The 20,180-nt window shown below is 71.9% G+C and carries 17 protein-coding genes and 1 tRNA gene; 7 read left to right on the top strand and 11 right to left on the bottom strand.

Annotation, left to right across the window (positions count from 1 at the left end; genetic code table 11):
• The first annotated feature begins 1 nt into the window (after window position 1).
• On the top strand, window positions 2-1,276 hold the full coding sequence (locus V5F49_RS07755; protein ID WP_394117685.1) for a serine protease: 1,275 nt from the start codon (window positions 2-4) through the stop codon (window positions 1,274-1,276).
• Window positions 1,277-1,336: 60 nt separating this feature from the next.
• Here V5F49_RS07755 and V5F49_RS07750 read toward each other — a convergent pair whose 3' ends face one another.
• From V5F49_RS07750 to V5F49_RS07730, 5 genes are all read right to left on the bottom strand, one after another.
• On the bottom strand, window positions 1,337-3,496 hold the full coding sequence (locus V5F49_RS07750) for a caspase family protein (RefSeq protein ID WP_394117684.1): 2,160 nt from the start codon (window positions 3,494-3,496) through the stop codon (window positions 1,337-1,339).
• A complete protein-coding gene (locus V5F49_RS07745; RefSeq protein WP_509210761.1) occupies window positions 3,493-4,416 on the bottom strand; it encodes a hypothetical protein in 924 nt (307 codons plus the stop codon). The genes V5F49_RS07750 and V5F49_RS07745 overlap by 4 nt, the downstream gene beginning before the upstream one ends.
• The gene (locus tag V5F49_RS07740; protein ID WP_394117682.1) at window positions 4,416-5,750 is read right to left on the bottom strand and encodes a CHASE2 domain-containing protein; all 1,335 of its coding nucleotides are present in this window, start codon (window positions 5,748-5,750) and stop codon (window positions 4,416-4,418) included. Before V5F49_RS07740 ends, V5F49_RS07745 begins: the two co-directional genes overlap by 1 nt.
• A gap of 433 nt (window positions 5,751-6,183) precedes the next feature.
• Window positions 6,184-8,043, bottom strand: a complete 1,860-nt coding sequence (locus V5F49_RS07735) for a DEAD/DEAH box helicase (RefSeq protein WP_394117681.1) — start codon at window positions 8,041-8,043, stop codon at window positions 6,184-6,186.
• Between the two features lie 132 nt (window positions 8,044-8,175).
• Window positions 8,176-8,490, bottom strand: coding sequence for a hypothetical protein (locus V5F49_RS07730; RefSeq protein ID WP_394117680.1), 315 nt, complete (start codon window positions 8,488-8,490; stop codon window positions 8,176-8,178).
• A gap of 490 nt (window positions 8,491-8,980) precedes the next feature.
• Between V5F49_RS07730 and V5F49_RS07725 the strand changes: the two genes are divergently transcribed.
• On the top strand, window positions 8,981-10,273 hold the full coding sequence (locus V5F49_RS07725) for an SDR family oxidoreductase (protein ID WP_394117679.1): 1,293 nt from the start codon (window positions 8,981-8,983) through the stop codon (window positions 10,271-10,273).
• Entirely contained in the window at window positions 10,273-10,761 is a 489-nt protein-coding gene (locus V5F49_RS07720; protein ID WP_394117678.1) for a DUF2269 family protein, read from the top strand. Before V5F49_RS07725 ends, V5F49_RS07720 begins: the two co-directional genes overlap by 1 nt.
• 213 nt (window positions 10,762-10,974) lie before the next feature.
• On the opposite strand, the gene V5F49_RS07715 is transcribed toward V5F49_RS07720, so the two are convergent.
• The 4 genes from V5F49_RS07715 to V5F49_RS07700 all read right to left on the bottom strand — a co-directional run bounded on the left by V5F49_RS07715 (window position 10,975) and on the right by V5F49_RS07700 (window position 15,647).
• Window positions 10,975-11,050, bottom strand: a tRNA-Ala gene (locus V5F49_RS07715).
• 92 nt (window positions 11,051-11,142) lie between these two features.
• On the bottom strand, window positions 11,143-14,367 hold the full coding sequence (locus tag V5F49_RS07710; protein WP_394117677.1) for an efflux RND transporter permease subunit: 3,225 nt from the start codon (window positions 14,365-14,367) through the stop codon (window positions 11,143-11,145).
• A 2-nt stretch (window positions 14,368-14,369) separates the two neighbouring features.
• Complete coding sequence (locus tag V5F49_RS07705; RefSeq protein ID WP_394117676.1) at window positions 14,370-15,413, bottom strand: efflux RND transporter periplasmic adaptor subunit; 1,044 nt, start codon at window positions 15,411-15,413, stop codon at window positions 14,370-14,372.
• Window positions 15,414-15,443: 30 nt separating this feature from the next.
• Window positions 15,444-15,647 (bottom strand): YgaP family membrane protein, encoded by a 204-nt coding sequence (locus tag V5F49_RS07700; RefSeq protein WP_394117675.1) that lies wholly within the window; start codon window positions 15,645-15,647, stop codon window positions 15,444-15,446.
• Window positions 15,648-15,746: 99 nt separating this feature from the next.
• Between V5F49_RS07700 and V5F49_RS07695 the strand changes: the two genes are divergently transcribed.
• Window positions 15,747-16,040 (top strand): metalloregulator ArsR/SmtB family transcription factor, encoded by a 294-nt coding sequence (locus V5F49_RS07695; protein ID WP_394117674.1) that lies wholly within the window; start codon window positions 15,747-15,749, stop codon window positions 16,038-16,040.
• A 165-nt stretch (window positions 16,041-16,205) separates the two neighbouring features.
• Window positions 16,206-17,540, top strand: a complete 1,335-nt coding sequence (locus tag V5F49_RS07690; protein WP_394117673.1) for a class I SAM-dependent methyltransferase — start codon at window positions 16,206-16,208, stop codon at window positions 17,538-17,540.
• 135 nt (window positions 17,541-17,675) lie between these two features.
• Here V5F49_RS07690 and V5F49_RS07685 read toward each other — a convergent pair whose 3' ends face one another.
• On the bottom strand, window positions 17,676-18,365 hold the full coding sequence (locus V5F49_RS07685; RefSeq protein WP_394117672.1) for a class I SAM-dependent methyltransferase: 690 nt from the start codon (window positions 18,363-18,365) through the stop codon (window positions 17,676-17,678).
• Entirely contained in the window at window positions 18,332-18,745 is a 414-nt protein-coding gene (locus V5F49_RS07680; RefSeq protein WP_394117671.1) for an EVE domain-containing protein, read from the bottom strand. Before V5F49_RS07680 ends, V5F49_RS07685 begins: the two co-directional genes overlap by 34 nt.
• A gap of 199 nt (window positions 18,746-18,944) precedes the next feature.
• On the opposite strand from V5F49_RS07680, the gene V5F49_RS07675 reads away from it, so the two are divergent.
• On the top strand, window positions 18,945-19,244 hold the full coding sequence (locus tag V5F49_RS07675) for an antibiotic biosynthesis monooxygenase family protein (protein ID WP_394117670.1): 300 nt from the start codon (window positions 18,945-18,947) through the stop codon (window positions 19,242-19,244).
• 164 nt (window positions 19,245-19,408) lie between these two features.
• Window positions 19,409-20,149, top strand: coding sequence for a YkgJ family cysteine cluster protein (locus tag V5F49_RS07670; protein WP_394117669.1), 741 nt, complete (start codon window positions 19,409-19,411; stop codon window positions 20,147-20,149).
• The last annotated feature ends 31 nt before the right edge of the window (window positions 20,150-20,180 follow it).

Below are 20,180 nucleotides of genomic sequence, written 5' to 3'. Positions count from 1 at the left end.
CATGATGCTCCAGTCGTTCCGCTCCCGTGCCGCAAGGGGAGGCTTCCGGCTCCTCGCGCTGGCCGCCTGCATCGCGGCGGCCCCCCTCCCGGCCTCGGCCGAAGGCCCGGCGGCCGCGCCGGCCGCGCCCGGCACCGACCTGCTGCTCCAGCCGGCCCCGGGCAGCGCGCCCGCACGTCCCTCCACCCTGCCGGCCGTGGACAGCGTCGGGCCGGCGGAGCTGGCGGCGGACCGCGCCGCACGTCCGGGCGCCGCTGCGCGCGCGCTGCCCTATGCCGCCGCCGGCGCGGCGGTGAAGACCGGCGGTCTCCTGAAGCGCGGCACCAACGAGAAGATCGTCGGCGGCACGCAGGCGCCTGCCGGCTCCTATCCGTTCCAGGCGGCGATCGTTCGCGTGGCCAGCACCAACGGCAAGATCACCGGCTTCTCGCCCATGTGCGGCGGCACGGTGCTGACCTCGCGCTGGATCCTGTCGGCGGCCCATTGCTTCGTGGAAGGCGAGGGCGGCAAGGTGGAGGGGCTGCGCAGCACCAAGAACCTCCTCGTCCACGTGGGCAACACCAGCCTGCTCGCCGAGGACGGCGCGCGCGACTGGATCCCCATCAAGCGCATCATCGCCCATCCGAAGTACGTCACCGGCACCAACGTCAACGACATCGCGCTGGTGGAGCTGGAGCGCGCGCCCAAGCCGGGCGTGAAGGTGCAGCAGGTGACGGTGGTGACGCGGGAAACCGAGCCGGCGGATCTGCCGGAGGGGGCCGAGCTGCGCATCATCGGCTGGGGCACCACGGCCGAGGGCGGGCGTGCCTCGCCCGACCTGATGGAGACGCGCCTGAACGCGGTGGACCGCAACCGGTGCAACCGGGTGCTCACCTCCGCGCTGGTGGGCTCGCCGGATGCGCGCCGGGCGCTGGAGGACCTGAGCTACGTGTTCAACCTCTCCGCCGCCGCGCGCCGGACGCTTGAGCAGCAGCTGCCGCAGATCGGCGGCGTGGTGACCCCGCAGATGTTCTGCGCCGGCGCCGCGGTGGACGGGGTGGATACCTGCCAGGGCGATTCCGGCGGCCCGATCCTGAGCCGCAAGGGCGATGGGCCGCTGGTGCAGGTGGGCATCGTCAGCTTCGGCATCGGCTGCGGCCATGCCGAATTTCCCGGCGTGTACACCCGGCTCGCGCTCTACATCGACTGGATCAAGGCCACCATCGCCCAGCCGAGCCCGGCGCCCGCCGCGGCAGCTCCGGCGCCGGCGGCCGCCAGCACGCAGCGCCGGCCCTGAGCCGGCCGATCGAACCGGCCCCGTACCGCGGGGCCGGTTCCGGTTCGCGGGAGGGTGCCTCTAGGGCTTCACCGGCTGGCTGATGGGCCAGAAGGCGAGGGACAGGCTGGCGCTTTCCAGCGGCAGCCGCCCGCCGCGGGTCGTGCCGTCCATGAGGTCGTCGAGACCTGCCCCTTCCTCGCCGCGCGTCGCCGCGCCGGGCAGGTCGTTGTAGCCGGTGAGGGCGCACAGGGACGGCAGGTCGGTCTCGCCCTCGATGAAGGGCACGCCGATCACGAACACCCCGTTGGTGGTGCCGGGCGCGCGCCCCGGCACGATGGCGCGGGGATGGTAGGGCACCTCGAACACCAGCCGCCGCCCCGGCTCCAGCCGATCGGAAACCGTGAGGCCCACCGGGCAGGTGGGGCGGCGCGCCATCAGGTTCCACGCATCGTCGAGGAAGAAGATGGCGGGCATGACCGGGCGGGTGCTGCGGTTCTCCACCGCCACCTGCACCTTGTCGCAGACGGTGACGGGCGCATCCTCGGCCACCGCGGCCGCCGGGCCCTTGAACGCGCACTGCCGCGTTGCCGGGTCGAGGCCGAAGCGCATCACCTGGGTCGAGACGTCGAGGTCGCGCCCGCTGCCGGCGGCGGCGATCGCCTGCAGCCGGGTCATCTGGCGCGCCCGCAGCACCGCGCGGGCGATCGCCACGGCGGCGCTGCCGGTCTCCATGCCCGGCGGAATGGCGACGAGCGGGCCGGTCTCCACCGCCTGGGGATCGAGCCCCGCAGGCATGAAGCGCAGGCCGTCCATCGACATCCACGCCACCAGCGCCGGGGCGGCGTCATCGCGCCGCGCGCCGTCCTTCAGGGGCCCGGCGAGGGCGGCGTCGAACGCCTGCTGCAGCCGCGCGGCCTGCGCCGCATCGGGCGCGGCGGCGCCGGGCCACGGGCGCGGGCCGGAGATGGCGAGTGCCTCCTGCGGGGCGGGGCGCGCCAGCCGCGCGTAAGCGGCCTTGTCCAGCATCGCCGCGCCGGCAACCGTGGGGCAGCGTGCGCTCGCCGGCATGCAGCCCGGCTTGAGCGCCGCGAGGCGGGCGCGGGTTGCCTCCACCTCCTGCACCACGGCATGGCCCGATGGCCGGCCCGCCGGCTGCGTCGCGCTGTCGTAGAGCGCCACGACGGCACCGGTCTCCACCCCCTCCATCTGCCCGGCATGCAGGATGCCGGCGCCGACCCGCCACGCCATTGCGTCGACGGCCTGCGCGGCGCCGCCACCCGGCACCGGGGCGTCCATGCCGTCGCCGTCGAAGCTCGGCGTCTGGCGGGCCTGGAAGGCGGCATCCGCCCGCAGCACGCGGCCGGTCTCCACCATCAGCTGGCGATAGCTGAGCGCGGGCGCGCGCTGCATCACGTCGGTGAGGGCGGTGGTGAAGATGGAGCCCCAGGACCGCCGCTCCATCGGCGCGCCGGGCGGCAGCGCCACTTCCCGGGCGGTCTCGTTGGGCTGGGACGCGTAGAAGGCGGCGAGCTGTCCGGAGCCCGGCGGCAGAGCCGGCGTGAGGTCGGCCAGCACCGTGGTCTTCTCCGGCGTCATGGCCCCGGCGGTGGACAGGCCGATGTCCTCCAGCGCGATCTTCTTGTCATGCACGCCATCGCCCACGGCGCGCGAGGCGGAGCCGGAGAAGCAGCTGTCGAGGATGAACCAGACATGTGCCCCGCGGCTGCGGATGGCATCCAGCCGTGCGCCGAAGTCCGGCCCGGCGATGGCATTCTCGAAGCGGTTGCGCTCCGCCCCGGAAGTCGCTTCGGGTCGGGGCGGCGCCGCGTCGCGCGGCAGGAACACCTGGTCTAGCCCGTCCACCTTCAGGGCGGTGCGCGAGGGCTGGCGGGTGCCATGGCCGGACGCATAGAAGATGACGAGATCGCCCGCCTGCGCGCTCGCGGCCAGCTGGTCGAGGCCGGCGAGAATCGCGGCGCGGGTGGGCATGCCGGCGCTGCCTTCCACCCCGTCGGCGAGGATCGCCATCTCCTCCGGCGCGACGCCCCGGGCCTTGAGCGCCATCTGCATGCGGCGCACGTCGTTGGCGGGGGCCTTGAGCTGCTTGTCGGCCGGCAGGGCCGGATAGTCCGAGACGCCCACGAGGAGCGCCAGCGTCTTCGCCGCGGCGGCATCGGCCGCGAAGCCGGCGACGAGGGCCCCGAGCAGCGCCAGCGCGGCGCGGCGGCGCGGCCTCATCGTCCTGGCTTCCGGCCTTCGGCGAGGCGGCGGAGCAGTTCCTCGGCGGCACCATAGCGCCCGGCTTCGGCGGCGAGCGCCGCCGCCTGCAGGTCCCATTCCGCCGGCTTGCGCTCCAGCAGCCAGAGCGCGCCGGCCACCTGCGCGAAGGCCGGCGTGGGCGCGCCTTCGGCGATCCAGGCGGGAACGGGCGGCGCTGCGGGGTCGGCGAGCAGGTCCACCTTCGCCTCCGCGCCCTCGCCATCGCGGATCGCCAGCACCAGCGAGCCGGCGGCGGACGGCGGCAGCGCGAGGGTTGCGGTGCGTCCGCTCACCGGTGCGGTCGCAAGCACGGCGCTGTCCGGGCCACCGGCGCGGATCTCCACGGTGAAGGGGGCGACGCCACCCTGCCAGCCCAGCCACAGGCGGGTTCCGGGCACCACGCGCTGGGGCGCGCCGCGGCCGATCTGCAGGCGCAGGGGACCGTCGTTGCGGCCGATCAGATTGACCGTGCGCGCCGACGGCTTGGTTTCGAACAGCTCGCCGATCATGGCGGCGATGGCGCTGAAGCGTCCGCCGGTGGGCAGCGCTCCCTTGACCGGGTGCGGCGAGCGGGCGGCATCGACCCGCAGCTGGCGGTCGTTCACCGTCTCGATGGTCACCGCCGCGCCAGGCGCGCGCACCACCACGGCGTCGCCGTCGAACAGCGCGCCGCCGATCTGCACCGGGATCTCCTGTCCCTCGCGCAGCAGGTGGGCGGCAGCCTCGGGGTCGGTGTCCGGCAGCTCCACGCCGACGATGTAGCCGGCCGGGGGACGCATATCCGCGTCGCGGGCCTGCGCCGGCACCATCGCGGCGAGGTGGGCAGCGAGCAGGCCCGCGAGCGGGAGCCGCCGCGCGAGCGCACGGCGCGGTCCGGCAGGCAGCGGTGTGGCGCGCATCACGTGGGGGTCTCCGTGGGTTGCGGCGTCGGCTTGTCGGGCTTCAGCAGCGCGCGCCAGCCCCGCGCGCGCCAGTCCTTGCCGATGGCCAGAAGCCCCTCGGCGGTGGAGAGGAAGGCGACCATGCCGAAGGCCGCCAGCACGATGTCGCTCGCGGTGGAGGGCGCGAAGATCCGGCCCAGCACCATCAGCGCTCCCAGAACAGCGAGCGCCACGACCACACCCGCCGCCAGCGGCCGCAGGCGGGCGGTGATCAGCGCCAGCGTCCCCAGCAGCGCCAGCGCGATCAGCGTTCCGCCGAGCGGGCCGAGGGGCTGGCCGGACAGCACGGCCGGCGCCGTCGCCACCGCATTGGCGACGATGAGCGCGCCGGGCAGGAAGCCGATGGGCGTGAGGTGCCCGTCCATGCTCTCGGCATGGCTGGCGCCGATGATGACGAAGCGGTCGCGCAGCAGGTCATCCGCCACCGCGCGCGGCGCCACCACCGTACCCGAGGCCGTCATCAGCATGCGCGCCGAGACGCGCCGGAACAGAGGCACCTGCCGGCCGCCCCGCTCGATGAACTGCGGCGCCGCAAGGTCCGGCCCATCGGGGATCAGGAAGGCGATGGCGGCGCTCTGGTCCGGGTTGCGGGGCCAGGCGGGGGGCGGCGTGGCCGTCGCGGGCGCGCACACGGCCGCGGCGCGGGCGGTCCCGAACGCCTCGACGGCCGAGAGGGGGTGGGGCGGCACGCCCGCCACCGCCGCGGCGAACAGCTGGGGCGAGGGCAGGGTCCTGCCGCCGCCGGGCGCGCAGGTGGTGTGGCTCAGCTGCCACCGCCGTACCACCCGGTCCTCGTCGATGCGGCTCACGCTCGCGGCCCAGATCACATTCGGCCGGCCGCCCACCGCCGCATCGAGGATGGAAGGCTGCTCCTCCAGCGCATCGGCGCCGGACCCGCCGAGGGTCGGGACGCCGAGCCGGCGCGCGAGCGCGAGCGGAGGCGCCTCACGCGGGTAGGCGGTCACGAGGCCCGCCAGCGCGGCGTCGCCCGAGGGCGTGCCGGGGCGGGAGGTATCCATGTCCAGGAATATGCCACTCGCCTGCTTGGTGGCAGCGAGGGAGATGAGCCCGGAAAGCAGCTCTCGCGGCGCGACCTGGGGGTGGCCGAGCGCAGCCATGGTGGCCGGGTCGATGTCGACCAGCGTGACCGGAATCGCATCACGCGTCGCGCCCGACAGCACGGCGGACCAGCGCACGAGGCGATCCTTCTCGCCAAGGCCGGCGCTGAAACCGGCGATCCGCTCAGCGAGGCCGAACGCCCAGACCAGGGCGACGACGCCAGCGATAAGCATCGGCTTGGTCAGCAGGCCGAGCCACCGGGGTGGGCATTTCACGAACGGATCGACCTCGCGGATGCGCCGGCGACGACCGGCTAACAAGCTGGTAAATCGACAGATACAACTCCAGCATGGCTTTGGAAAGAGGCGGGGGTGCCGGAGCGGCACCCCGGTGCTCCGCAACCTTTCCAGCGGCAGGCCGGGGCGCAGGCTAACGCTGCGTCCGCCGAAGTCGCGGGCACGGCGGCGCGGGCATCGGCTGTGGCCAGCTTCAGCTGTGCGTAGGCCTCACGGCCCCGCCCGGCGGCCGCCACGGAGCGCCCTTCCTGCGCGGGCAGAACGGGTGTGGGGGGATGCCGGGGACGCCCGCTTATGGCGGCCATGCCGCGCGCGTCCACGCCGACGGCCGGTGGACCGTCAGTCCGCGCTGCCGGAGGCCCGGCGCGCCTCAGGGGCGCGTCCGCTTGCCCTTCGGTCCCTTGCCGGGGCCCTTGTCACGTCCCTTGTCTCCTCCCTTGCCCGGTCCGCTGGCGGGTCCACGCGGGGGATGGCCCTTGGCCGCGCGCTCGCCCTTGCCATGGCCCGGGCCGCCCTCCGGCCGCTCGTGCGGGGCTCCGCTTCGGAACGCCTTGCCCCGGAAGGGCTTGTCGTGCGCCGGCTTGCCGCCCGGCCGCCGGGCCCGGACGGGACGCTCCTCCCCGGCCGGGCCGGCGGGCAGCGGCTCGATCTGCACATCGTCTCCGTCGGCCTTGCGGGCCGCCTTCGCGAACCGGTCGGCGGCGGCGAGGCTGACCTCGAACGCGGTCTCCTCGTCGAAGATGCGGATGACGCCGATATCCTTGCGGGTCACGTTCCCGCGCCGGCAGATCAGCGGCAGGAGCCACTTGGGATCGGCATTGTTGCGGCGGCCGACGTTCAGGCGGAACCAGACGCTGCCCGCTCCCGCCCCGCCGGCGAAGTCGCGGTCGGCGGCCCGCTCGCGTGCCGCCCGCGCGGTGCCGGGGTCGCTCACCTCCTCCGGCGCCGGCAGGCCGGCCCGGTAGAGGCGGACCAGCGCCGCGGCCAGGTGCTCCGGCGAATGCGCGGCAAGGAGAGCCAACCCGGCGGCGGCGTCTTCCTCCGCCGGCTCCTCGGTGATGAGGGGATCGTGCAGCATCCGCTCGTGGTCGAGCGCGCGGATGTCCTCGGCGGTCGGCGGCCCGGACCAGGCGGGCACGATGCCGAGGCCGCGCAGCTGGTCCTCGGTGCGGCGGCGGCGGAACGGGGGAACCAGCAGCACGCTGACGCCCTTGCGCCCGGCCCGCCCGGTGCGGCCGCTCCGGTGCTGCAGGCTCTCGGCGTCGGTGGGCAGCTCGGCGTGGATGACGAGGCCGAGATTGGGCAGGTCGATGCCGCGCGCCGCCACGTCGGTGGCCACGCACACCCGCGCCCGCCCGTCGCGCAGCGCCTGCAGGGCGTGGTTGCGCTCGTTCTGGCTCAGCTCGCCGGACAGCGCCACGGCGGAGAACTGCCGCTCCTGCAGCATGGCCTGCAGGCGCCGCACCGCCTCGCGCGTGTTGCAGAAGACGATGGCGCTGGGGGTATCGTAATAGCGCAGCACGTTGACCACCGCGTGGTCCACCTCGGTGGGGGCGACGCGCATGGCCCGGTATTCGATGTCGGCATGGCCGCCTTCCGCGCTCGCCACGTCGATGCGCAGGGCGTCGTGCTGGTAGCGCTTGGCGAGGGCGATGATGCCGCGCGGCATGGTGGCCGAGAACAGCAGGCTGCGCCGCTCCGGCGGAGTGGCCTCGAGGATGAACTCCAGATCCTCGCGGAAGCCGAGGTCCAGCATCTCGTCGGCCTCGTCCAGCACCGCGACCCGCAGCGCCGACAGGTCGAGGCGACCGCGCTCCAGATGGTCGCGCAGCCGGCCCGGCGTGCCCACCACCACATGGGCGCCGAGGTTCAGCTGGCGCTGCTCCTGCCGCGGGTCCATGCCGCCGACGCAGGACACGATGCGCGCGCCCGTCGCCCCGTAGAGCCAGGCGAACTCGCGCTGGACCTGAAGCGCCAGCTCGCGCGTCGGCGCCACCACCAGCGCCTGCGGGGCGGATGCCGGGCCGAACCGCTCGGCACCGTCGAGCAGGGTGCCCGCCATGGCGAGCCCGTAGGCGACGGTCTTGCCGGAGCCGGTCTGGGCCGAGACCAGCAGGTCGCGGTCCGCCGCCTCGGGGGCCAGAACCGCCAGCTGCACCGGCGTCGGGGTGGTGTAGTCCCGCTCGGCCAGGGCACGGGCGAGCGCCGGATGGGTCGTCAGGAAGGGCACGGCTGGTTCCACCTGTTTCGCAGCATCGTCAGGCGTCGAGGGGAGCCATCGGAAGAGTGTCTGGGATGTCTTCCTAATCCCATGGGCGCCCGGACGCCACCGCCGCCGTTCAGGCCGGCGCGCCGCCGGCGCCTACTCCGGGGGCGCCGAGCCGACGGGCGCCGGGGCGCTGCCCGGCCGGTGCAGCAGCGTGAGCGACAGGAAGGCGCCCACCCACGAGCCCACCGCCGCGAACACCACGTACACCCAGTTCTCGGTGTAGCTGATCACGGCGAAGGAGGAGAGCATGTACCACACGCTCGACCAGTTGGCGGCGGAGAGCCGCCTGCGCGCCACCACGGCCGAGGTGAAGGCGACATAGCAGGCATCGGTCGCCGCCGTGGCGATGAAGACGCCGAGCGCGATGAGCGGATCGAGGGCTGAAACGGACGAAAGGAAGTGCTGCATGGCGGGCCTGCGCGGGGAGGGGAGCGGGGGAAACGCGTCTCCCATCATGGCGCAAGCCCCGCACCGGGCAATGACTGGGCGCGCGGACGCCGAGGCGGGGGAATGCCCTGGCGGGGGAATGCCCTGGCGGGATCAGACAATTTGGAGAGGGGGCTTGGTGGAGCCGCGAGACTGCGGAGCGGCGCTGGGTGTCGGCCGCGTCGGCACCAAGCGTAGGCCTGTTCACTGCCAATTGCGCGGCCGAGACCTTGCCGGGGCATAGGGGAGGTCCGGATTTCGACTTCGCGAACACAGGTCCCAAAGCGACTTGGCCGGCCCGCGAAGCTGGCTGCGTGTGCGGTGGCCTTCCTCCGGCTCGGGCGCGGAGTTCGGCGCCCCCGTGCGGCCGGCGGGTGGAGAGGGTCAACTGGTGCCTCAGATGAGCCTGCGATATGGGTTGGCCGAGGCTGGCGCGCGACGGCGCGGGATGCCGTGGCGCGGAGAGACGACCATGCGTGTTGGGGTGCTCGGCGCCACTGGGCTGATCGGTTCCGCTGTGGTCGCCCGGCTCCTCGCGGATGGTCATCAGGTGCTGGGCTGGGCCCGCAGCACCGCGGTTGCCGGCCGCAGCCAGCCCGCGGCATCATGGCAGGCCATCGACATGAGCCGCCTGACCGCTGCCGAGGACTGGAATTGCCACCTCGTCGGTCTCGATGCCGTGGTGAACTGTGCCGGCTTGTTGCAGGATGCTCCGGGTGAAAGCGTGGAGGCCGTGCATGCGCGCGCCGTGGCGGCGCTGGCGCTGGCTTGCGAGCGAAGCGGCGTCCGCCGGGTCATCCAGGTTTCAGCCATAGGGCTCGACGCTGGCACGCCCACCGCATTCTCCCGCACCAAGCATGTCGGCGACACTGCCCTCATGGCGCGGGATCTCGAATGGGTGGTCCTGAGGCCGTCCGTCGTGGTGGGGCGCCGAGCCTATGGCGGTAGTGCCTTGTTCCGGGCGCTTGCCACCTTGCCGATCCTGCCGGTGGTGAAGGAGACCGGCCCGCTCGATATCGTCGCGCTCGACGACGTGGCCGCCACCGTCGCGTTCTTCCTGCCGCCGGGGGCAACGGGCCGGGTTGTGCTCGACCTCGCCGGGCCGCAGCACCTGTCCTTCGCGGACGTCATCCGCCTCTACCGCGCTTGGCTTGGATGGCCGGAGGCCCGGATGATGGGGGTTTCCGCGACGGTCGCAGGCTTTGTCTTCCGGCTCGGGGACGCTGCCGGCCTTCTGGGCTGGCGCCCCCCGGTGCGCAGCACGATCCTCAGGGAGATCCGCCGCGGCGCAGCCGGCGACCCAAGACAATGGCAGGAGATGACGGGCATCGCCCTGCAATCCTTGACCGCCGCCCTCTCGGCGGAGCCGGCCGGTGTGCAGGAGCGCTGGTTCGCCGTGCTCTATCTGCTGAAGCCGGTCGTGCTCGCCACCCTGAGCTTGTTCTGGATCGCCACCGGGCTGATTTCCCTGGGCCCGGCCGCTTCCGCCGGAGAAACCCTGCTTCAGGAGGCGGGAACAGGTGCCCTCGCTCTGCCGCTGGCCCTCGCCGGGGCATTGGCCGACCTCGCCATCGGCCTCGGGATCGCCTGGCGCCGGACCGCACGGCTGGCCCTCGCTGGCGGGGTAGTGCTTTCGATCCTCTATGCCCTGTCCGCGACCGCGTTGGTGCCTCGCCTGTGGCTGGACCCGCTCGGGCCGTTGGTGAAGATCGTCCCCATCGTCGTCCTGCACCTGCAGGCGCTGGCCACGCTGCGCGACCGCTGATGGACTACTTCGTCCAGAAATACCTGCACATCCTGGGCGCCACCGTCCTGCTGGGAACGGGGGCCGGCATCGCCTTCTTCCTGGTCGCCGCCCATTTCACGGGGTCAGCGGCGACCGTCGCGGCAGTGGCGCGCATCGTCGTGCTCGCAGACTTCATCTTCACCGCCACGGCTGTGGTTCTGCAACCGATCAGCGGTGTTCTGCTCGCGTGGAACACGGGCTATTCCCTCACGGAGGGATGGATCGTGTTGTCGATCCTGCTCTATCTCCTCACAGGCGCGTTCTGGCTGCCGGTGGTGTGGATGCAGATGCGCATGCGCGACCTCGCTCAAAGCGCTCACGCGGGCGGCTTCCCGCTCCCCATCCTCTATCATCGGCTGTTCTGGGCCTGGTTCGCGTTTGGCTTTCCGGCGTTCGCGGCCGTCGCCGGCATCTTCTGGCTCATGATCACCAGGCCAAGCCTTCCCGCCTTCAGTTTCGGCGGATAATCCCCGAGATGGTCGCGAACCGCTTCGGGCGTTTCCCGCCGCAGGACAGGGCACCGCCCGCGGTGCAGATCCTCAAACGGGAATGGCGCCGAGCCTAACGGCCGCGTCCCGGTAAATCCCGCGCGTGTCCGTCATGGGCAACCGCGCGCTCACGCACGTGCTGGGCGGGAAATCCCGGGGTCGAGATTTTGCCAGAGTTTTCAGGAGGTTGATTGGTGGAGCCGAGGGGAATCGAACCCCTGACCTCTGCAGTGCGATTGCAGCGCTCTCCCATCTGAGCTACGGCCCCGATCCATGGGAGGCGCCATTTATGAGTTGGGGCCCCTCCCTGTCAAGCGGCCCGGGCGGCGAAAACGGAGCCGCGCGCGGGCTGTCCACCGGTCAGGTGGTGGCCGGTCCTTTCCGCTCCCCGCGCAGCACCACGTAGATGGCGGGGATGACCAGCACCGTCAGCGCCGTGGACGAGGCCAGCCCGAACAGCAGCGAGATGGCGAGGCCCTGGAAGATCGGGTCGGTCAGGATCACCGCGGCCCCGATCATGGCCGCCAGGGCGGTGAGCAGGATCGGCTTGAAGCGGATGGCGCCCGCCTCCAGCAGCACGTCCGTGAGCGGCCGCTCGGGCGCGCGGGCGTGGCGGATGAAGTCCACCAGCAGGATCGAGTTGCGCACGATGATGCCGGCGAGCGCGATGAAGCCGATCATGGAGGTGGCCGAGAACGGCGCGCCGAACAGCCAGTGCCCCGCCATGATGCCGATGAAGGTGAGGGGGATCGGCGTCAGGATCACCAGCGGCAGCTTGAACGAGCCGAACTGCGCCACCACCAGGATATAGATGCCGAGGATGGCGACGCCGAAGGCCGCGCCCATGTCGCGGAAGGTGACCCAGGTCACCTCCCACTCGCCGTCCCACAACAGGGTCGGGCGGCTCTCATCGGTGGGCTGCCCGTGCAGGGCCACCACCGGCTTGGGCAGCTCGCCGAAGTCGGCGGCCTCGATGGCGCGGCTCACCGCCAGCATGCCGTAGACCGGGGCCTCGTAGGCGCCGGCGAGATCGGCCGAGACCATCTCCGCCGCCCGCCCGTTGTGGCGGAAGACGGGGAAGGAGGCCGGCTCGCGCACCACCCGCACCACGTCGCCCAGCTCCACCACGCCGCGCCCGCCGGGCAGGGCATTGGCCGGAACGGGCGTGGACAGGGTGCGCGGATCCACCGCCTGCCCGCCTTTCGCCATGGCAAGGCGGATGGGGATGGGCGCGCGCCCGCCGCCGCGATGGGAATAGCCCAGCGTCGCGCCGGAGAAGACACCACGGATGGCGTCGTAAACGTCGCCCTGCTCCACCTTGTAGAATTCGAGGTTGTCCTGATCGATGGCGAGGCGCACCCGCTCGCCCGGCGTGCCGAAGCTGTCGTCTACGTCGACGATGAAGGGCACCGCCTCGAACGCCTGCCGCACCTTGCGGGCCACGGCGCGGCGGGTGTCCGGATCGGGGCCGTAGATCTCGGCGAGCAGGGTCGCCAGCACCGGAGGGCCGGGCGGGGGCTCCACCACCTTCAGGGCGCTGCCGGCGGGCAGGGGGATGGCCTTGAGGCGTTCGCGCACGTCGAGGGCCACCGCGTGGCTCGGCCGGCTGCGCTCGCCCTTGGGCTTCAGGTTGATCTGGATGTCGCCCTGCCGTGGTGCGCTGCGCAGGCCGTAGTGGCGCACGAGGCCGTTGAAGTTGAACGGCGCCGCCGTGCCCGCGTGGGTCTGGAACGAGACCGCCTCCGGCAGGTCGGCCAGCACGTCCACCATGGCCTGGAGCGTGCGGTTGGTGGCCTCCACCGAGGTGTCGGCGGGCAGGTCGAGGATGACGGCGAGCTCGGTCTTGTTGTCGAACGGCAGCAGCTTCACCGTCACGCCGTGGGTGTAGAACAGGCTCAACGAGGCCAGCGTCGCCACGCCCACGGCCGTGAGGAAGGCCCCCGAGCGCGCCCGCGAGGCGAGGATGGGCTTCGCCACCCGCACGTAGAGGCGCCCGAGCCGCCCGCCGTCCGCCGCCTCCGCATGGACGGCCGCGCCGCCGCGGCCGGCCACCTTCAGCATGAGCCAGGGCGTGAGCACCACCGCCACGAAGAAGGAGAACACCATGGCCGCCGAGGCGTTGGCGGGAATGGGGCTCATGTAGGGGCCCATCATGCCGGAGACGAACAGCATGGGCAGGAGCGCCGCCACCACGGTGAGGGTGGCGACGATGGTGGGATTGCCCACCTCCGCCACCGCGTCGATGGCCGCCTGCGCGCGGGAGCGGGCGTCCTTCATGGCCCAGTGGCGGGCGATGTTCTCGATGACGACGATGGCGTCGTCCACCAGGATGCCGATGGAGAAGATGAGCGCGAACAGGCTGACGCGGTTGAGCGTGTAGCCCATGAGCCGCGCCGCGAAGAGCGTGAGCAGGATGGTTGTGGGGATCACCACCGCCACCACCAGCGCCTCGCGCCAGCCGATGGCGAAGCCCACCAGAACCACGATGGAAACGGTGGCGAGGCCGAGATGCAGCAGCAGCTCGTTGGCCTTCTCGTTGGCGCTGTCGCCATAATCGCGGGTGACCTTCACCTCCACGTCGGCGGGGATGGTGCCGCCGCGCGCGGCAGTGATCTGCGCCAGCACCTCCTCGGCGATGACCACGGCATTGGTGCCCGGCCGCTTGGCGATGGCGAGCGAGACCGCCGGCCGGCGGGTCAGGCTGTCGCCGGTCTTCTCCACATGGGTGACGCGGGCCTCGGAAGGCTCGGTGGAAAGGGTCACATCCGCCACGTCGCGCACATAGACCGGGCGGCCGTCGCGCGCCGTGAGGAGGATGTTGCCGATCTCGGCGGGGGTCTGCAGCGTCTGGCCCGCCACCAGCGTGCGCTGGGCGCCGGCTTCGCGGACCGTGCCGGTATTGAAGGTGCGGTTCGCGCCCTCCAGCTTGCCGGCCAGCTGGGCAAGCGTGATGCCGTAGAGCGAGAGCTTCTCCGGATCGGGCGCGACGCGGATCTCCTCCGGCTGGGCGCCGACGATGTAGGTCAGGCCGATGTCCGGCAGCTTGGCGATGTCCGCCTGCAACTCGCGCGCGACGCGGGTGAGGTCGTTGGCGGTCCAGCGCGCGGCGGCCTCGGGCTTCGGGGTGAGTGTGAGGACGAGGATGGCCACGTCGTCGATGGAGCGGCCGACGATCAGCGGCTCGGCGATGCCCACAGGGATGCGGTCGAGATTGGCGCGCACCTTCTCGTGCACGCGCAGGATCGCCGCGTCGGGGCTGGTGCCGGTGAGGAAGCGGGCGGTGACCACCACGCCGTCGTCCTGGGTGTTGGAATAGACGTGCTCGACCCCGTCGATGGCCTTGACGATGGTTTCCAGCGGCTCGGTGACGAGCTTCACCGCATCTTCCGCCTTGAGCCCCTGCGCGGACACGCGAATGTCCACCATCGGCACGGAGATCTGGGGCTCCTCCTCGCGCGGCAGGGTGACGAGGGCGATGAGGCCGAAGGCGAAGGCGGCGATCAGCAGCAGCGGGGTGAGGGGCGAGGCGATGAAGGCGCGCGTGAGCGTGCCGGCGATGCCGAGGGGGCGGGGCTGTGCGGTCATGGTCAGCGGCCCGGGAAGAGGATGCGGTCGCCGTCGCGCAGGCCGGTGAGGACCTCCACGCGCGCGCCGTCTGCGGTGTCGAGGGGCGCGCCGAGCACCACCGGCACGTCGATGGCCGGGCGGGCGGCGTCGTCGGCGGGGGGAACGCCCTCCGCCGGGCCGGGCAGGATGCGCACGTAATCCACGCCATGGCGGGTGGAGATGGCGGCCGGCGGCACCGCCAGCACGGCGCGGCGGCCGATCTCGATCCACACGAGAGTGCGCTCGTTGACGAAATAGTCGCCGAGCCCGTCCACCTCCACGTCGGCCACGACGCGGCCGGCGGTGATCTCGGGATAGACCTTCACGATGCGGCCGAGCCGGGCGGCGGCGGGCGAGCCGGCCGCCTCCTCCTTGATGCCGCGGGCGCCGATGCGCACGCTGCCGCCCTCGCGGATGGTGGCGGCGTGGCGCTCCGGCAGGCTCAGGCGCAGGTAATAGGGGCCGGAGGCGATGCGGGCGATCTCGTCGCCGGCCAGCACCACGCTGCCGGGGGTGACGGGCACGGTCAGCACCCGCCCGTCCGCCGGCGCCACCACGGCGCCTTCGCGGGCACGTTGGAGCACCACGGCGCGGTCGGCCTCGGCGGCGCGCACCTGGTTGGTGGCGACATCGAACTGGGTGCGTGCGGTGTCTACCCGGCTCTGGCTGGCGACGCCGCGCGCCAGCAGCTGCTGGGCGCGGTCGAGCTCGGTGCGGGCATTGTCGAGCTGGGAGGTGAGCTCGCGGATGCGCGCCTCGGCGGCATTGAGCGTCAGGGCCAGCTTGTCGTCCACCACGAGGGCGATCTCGTCGCCCTCCTTCACCTGGCTGCCCTCGCTCACCGAGACCTGACGCATGGTGCCGCCGATGCGGGCGCGGGCCGGCACGACGGTGCGGCTCTCCACCTCGCCGAACACGGCTTTCAGCTCCGGCACGTCCAGCCGGCGCACGGTGAAGTCGTCCGCAGCCACGGCGGCGGAGGAGGCGAGGAGCGCCGCGAGGAGCGCGAGGGACCGCAGGATCATGGATGTCTCGTCAGCCGGGTAGCTTCGCGATCAGGAAAAGGCGACGCCGGGCTTCAGCCCCAGGCGCTTGAGGATCATCGCCGCCGGGCAGAAGCCGGTGACGGAGGCCTGCATCAGGTTCGCCCCCACGAAGGCGGTGAGCCACAGCCAGTAGGGCGAGACGAGGACGCCCAGCGCCAGCGAGGCCAGCACCATGAACCCGGCAAACATCATGACGGCGCGATCAACGGACATTATCCTGCTCCGTGAGGGGATCGTCGGCCCCAAGCCGGCGACGCTTCGTTGCATTTAATATTCAAAGATTGTAAATTCAAGTCTATGAATGTTTCAGACATGATGCCTGCCTCCGAGCAGGCGGCCGAGCTGATGCGCAGCCTTTCCCATCCGCAGCGGCTGATGGTGCTGTGCGCCCTTGGGGGAGGGGAGAAGTCGGTGGCGCAGCTGCGCGACGAGCTGGGGATCGATCAGGTGCCCATGTCGCAGCAGCTCATGCGCCTGCGCGCCGACGGGCTGGTGGAGGCGCGCAGGGAAGGCACCAGCGTGTTCTACCGCATCGCCCGCGCCGAGGTGCTGCTGGTGATCGAGGCCCTGCACAAGGCGTTCTGCGCCAAGGAGCAGGCCTGCTGAACAGGCCGGCCCAGGCCAACGCCCGGCGGGCAGTCCCGGGCGTTCGTGGCACCCCGGCCCGGGCAAGGGAACACGGGATCCGATCAGATGGCGATGCACTTTGATCGGCGGGTGCTCTAGCATGGTCGCAGTCGATCCGGTTTCGCCAAGGTCGATGGGGGGACCATGCCGAACGAGACGAAAGCAGCCGAGGGGCGCGGCGGGAGCCTCGCCGACCGGCTCCTCGCTGTGTGGGATCATCTGGGGCTCGAGGCCGCCCATGTGGCGACGCAGATGCCGGGCAGCCTCGCCGGCTTCGCGGCGGCCCATCCGGCGCGGATCGCGGGCCTCCTGTTCCACGAGCCGGTGGGCTGCGAGCCGGCGGCGTTCGCGGCGGTGGCCAGCCGATTGACGGTGCTCGCCGGGGATGGCGGCACCTCGTCCCAGATCGCCGGCGTGGTGGCGGCGGCGCTGCCCGAGAGCCGCCGGCGCACGCTTGAAGGCTATGCCCAGCCGGGATGGGCCGATCATGTGCGCGACCGCACGGACGAGGTGGTCGACGCCCTGCGGGATCTGCCCGGAACCGCCAGCCCGCCGGCCCGAGCGCCTGAAAGCGGCGCCCATGCCGGCATCAGCTATGAGATTGTGGGATCGGGGCCGGCGCTCGTGCTGTTCCCGCTGTTCCTCGCCCCCACCCAGTGGGACGCCGCGCTGCCCCGCCTCGCCGACCATTTCACCGTGATCCGGCTGGGCGGCGCGCATCTCGGCGGTGTCGCCCTGCTGGAGGATCGCGCGAGCAGCCCCAGCTATCGCGGCATGTTCACCACGCTCCTGGACATCATCGCCCCCGCCCCCACGGATCACGTCCTCGACGTGGGCGCGGGATCGGGCGCGCTGGCGCGGATCGCGGCGCGGCGTGCGGCCCAAGGGGCGGGGCATGTCACCGCCTGCGATATCAACGCCTACATGGTGAAGGAGGGGGCGGGCCTTGCCGAGCCGGCCGGCCTGTCGGATCGCATCACCTTCCGCGAGGCGGACGCCGAGCATCTGCCGTTCGCCGACGCCGGCTTCGACCATGCCTACAGCGTGACCGTGCTGGAGGAATGCGACGCCGACCGCGCCCTTTCCGAGCTGTTCCGGGTGGTGAAGCCCGGCGGGCGGGTGGGCGTCATCGTTCGCGCCATCGACGGCCGGCATCAGTTCAGCGCCGATCTGCCCGATGCGATCCGCGCCAAGGTGGAAGTGGTGCCACCCATGGTGTCGCCCGGGGGCGCCGCCGACGCGAGCCTCTACCGGCGGATGCGCGCGGCGGGCTTTCGGGATCTCGTGCCGTGCCCGGCTATGCCGTCGTTCGAGAACGGCAGCGGCTTCTGGCGCTTTATCGTCGGCCGGCTGGAGCCGCGCCTTTCGGCGGAAGAACTCGCCGTGTTCCGGGTGGCGCTCGCGGAAGCCGAGGCCGCCGGCACGCTGTTCGTCACCTTTCCCCATCACGGGATCGTCGGCACGAAGCCCGGACCCTAGAGCACGCGCTGATCGGATCGCATCGCGATCTGATCGGATAACGCGTTCTCGATCTAAGAGTGAGAGGGCGATTCACCGATCAGGTTGGTCCAATCTGATCGGATCGCGCTCTAGGTCCAGCCCCGGCTTCCGGCCTCAGCGATCCCGGCGCGGCCGCCACACCGCCGTGCGCTTGATCTCCATGTCCTCCAGCTCCCGCGTCACCGGCACGCTGTAGTCCGCCAGGCGCTCCAGCCGGTCCTTGGGCAGATAGGTGCGGCCGGGATCGCCGATCAAAACCGTTGCGCCACGTCCGGCGAGCGCCAGCAGCCAGGCGAACACCCGCTCCGACAGGTCCCGCTCATAGGCGATGTCGCCGGCGAGCACCGTGTCCCAGCCGCCATCGTGCCCGATCAGGTCGTCCTGCACGGGGGAGAGGACGACGCCGTTCGCCTCCCCGTTGAGCGCGATGGCCGCCACCGCGAACGGATCGATGTCGGCACAGGTGGCGGATACCGCCCCCGCCTTCATGGCGGCGATGGCCACGAGCCCGGAGCCGGAGGCGAAATCCAGCACCTTGCGGCCGCGCACGGTCTCCGGATGGTCCAGCACATGCCGGGCGAGGGCCTGCCCGCCGGCCCAGGCGAAGGCCCAGAAGGGCGGCGGCAGGCCCATCTCGCCCAGTTCCTCCTCGGTGCGATGCCAGATGGGCACCGCCTCGTCGGCCACATGCAGCGAGACCTCCGGCACCAGCGGCACCGGCCGCAGGCGGGTCTCGGCGCGGATGAAGGCGGCGGGATCGAGAATGCGGCTCACAAGCCGCCCATGGCGCACACCAGCTCCCATTCCGCGTCCGTCACCGGCTGCACGGACAGGCGGGAATATTTCATCAGCGCCATCTCGGCGAGGCGGGGCTCGCCCTTCACCGCGGCGAGCGTCACCGGGGTCTTCAGCGGCTTCACCGCCTTGATGTCCACCATCACGAACTTGCCGGTGGCGTCGGACGGGTCGGGATAGGCTTCCTTGATGACCTCCACGATGCCGACGATCTCCTTGCCCTCGTTCGAGTGGTAGAAGAAGCCGGTGTCGCCGATCTTCATCGCCATAAGCTGCTGCTTGGCGAGGTGGTTGCGCACGCCGTCCCAGTGGGTGCCCTTGGCGCCGGCCTTCACCTGCATCTCCCACGACCACTTGAAGGGCTCGGACTTGTAAAGCCAATGGGCCATGGCAGAGCTCGCGTTGCACCGGATGCTGCGGGTTTGCCGCGTCGCGTCCGGCTTGGCAAGCCTGCGGTGGCGCCCCGGGGCCGCCGGACCATCGGCCGCGCTCGCGCTTTCGTCATGGCGGGCAGTGTTCCTGCCGGCCCAAATCGATCTAATGTCGCGCCGGCGGCGCGGACGGGCCGCCCGATGCGAGGAACACGCCATGGTCTATGAGATCGCCACGATCGACATCAAGGAAGGCTCCGAGGCGGCCTTCGAGGCGGCCGTGAAGGAGGCTGCGCCCTTCTTCCAGAAGTCGCGCGGCTGCCGCGGGCTATCCCTGGAGCGCTCGATCGAGGCTCCCTCCCGCTATTATCTGGTGGTCACCTGGGACACGGTGGAGGACCACATGGTGCATTTCCGCAATGCGCCGGAATTCCAGGAATGGCGCCGGCTCGCCAGCCCCCATTTCGCCAGCCCGCCGCAGGTGGAGCACACCTCGGTCGCGCTCACCTGCTTCTGAGCGCCCGCGTGGCCCGCACCTGCGGGCTACGCGGTTTCCCCATGTTGAGAGCTGTATCCGAATAGACATAGCTTGTTCCATCTCAATGCGCCGGCTCACGAGGCCGGGGAGCCTTGGGGCGCCCGTTGCGGGCGGACCGGAATTTTTGGAGGCTTGCGGTGGAGATGGATCGGGGTCCTGCGGAGGCGGCCGACGGCCCCGCCGCCTTCTTTCGTGCCCAGCAGGCGGCCTTCGGCGCCACGCTTGCCGCCCACCGGGGCGCGCAGGACGTGGTGGACCGGGTCTGGATGCAGGCCTTCTCCAGCTACGAGCACAATGTGACCGAGCAGACCCGCGACCTGCCGGAGCCGGCCTGCCGCAAGGGCTGCGGCACCTGCTGCCGCATCCAGGTGGTGGCGACCGCGCCCGAGGTGCTGATGGTGGCGCGCTATGTGCGGGCCATGGCGGAGGGCTTCCGCAAGGTGGGCATCGACCTGCCGGCGCGCCTCGCCGCTGCGCCGGCGCGCACCGATGCCGCCGGCACCATGGCGCTGGGCTGCGAATGCCCCTTCCTCGCCGAGGGCATCTGCGTGATCTACCCGGTGCGCCCGCTCGCCTGCCGCGGCCATGTCTCGTTCGACGAGGAGGCCTGCGTCGCGGCGCTGGAAGGGCAGGCGGACGAGGTGCCGGTGTCCGAATCGCACCGCACGGTCCGCGCGCTGGTGCAGGGCGCGCTGCAGTCGGCCCTGCGGGACGCGGGCCTGGCGTGGGACCTCTACGACCTCGTGGGCGGCTTGCGGGTGGCCTTGGCCCGTCCCGATGCGGAAGACGCCTTCCGCGCCGGCGCGGACGTGCTCAGCCCCGCCCTGATCGATGCGGTGAGCCGCGAGGAGATGGCCCGCACCTTCGACCGCCTGAAGGCGTAGGCCGCGGCCCGCGCCACTGCGGGGCACGTGA

This window comes from Xanthobacter lutulentifluminis (assembly GCF_043194675.2).
Classification (GTDB): domain Bacteria; phylum Pseudomonadota; class Alphaproteobacteria; order Rhizobiales; family Xanthobacteraceae; genus Xanthobacter.
Note: the sequence above shows the minus strand (reverse complement) of the source record. Positions and strands in the feature narration are given on the sequence as shown.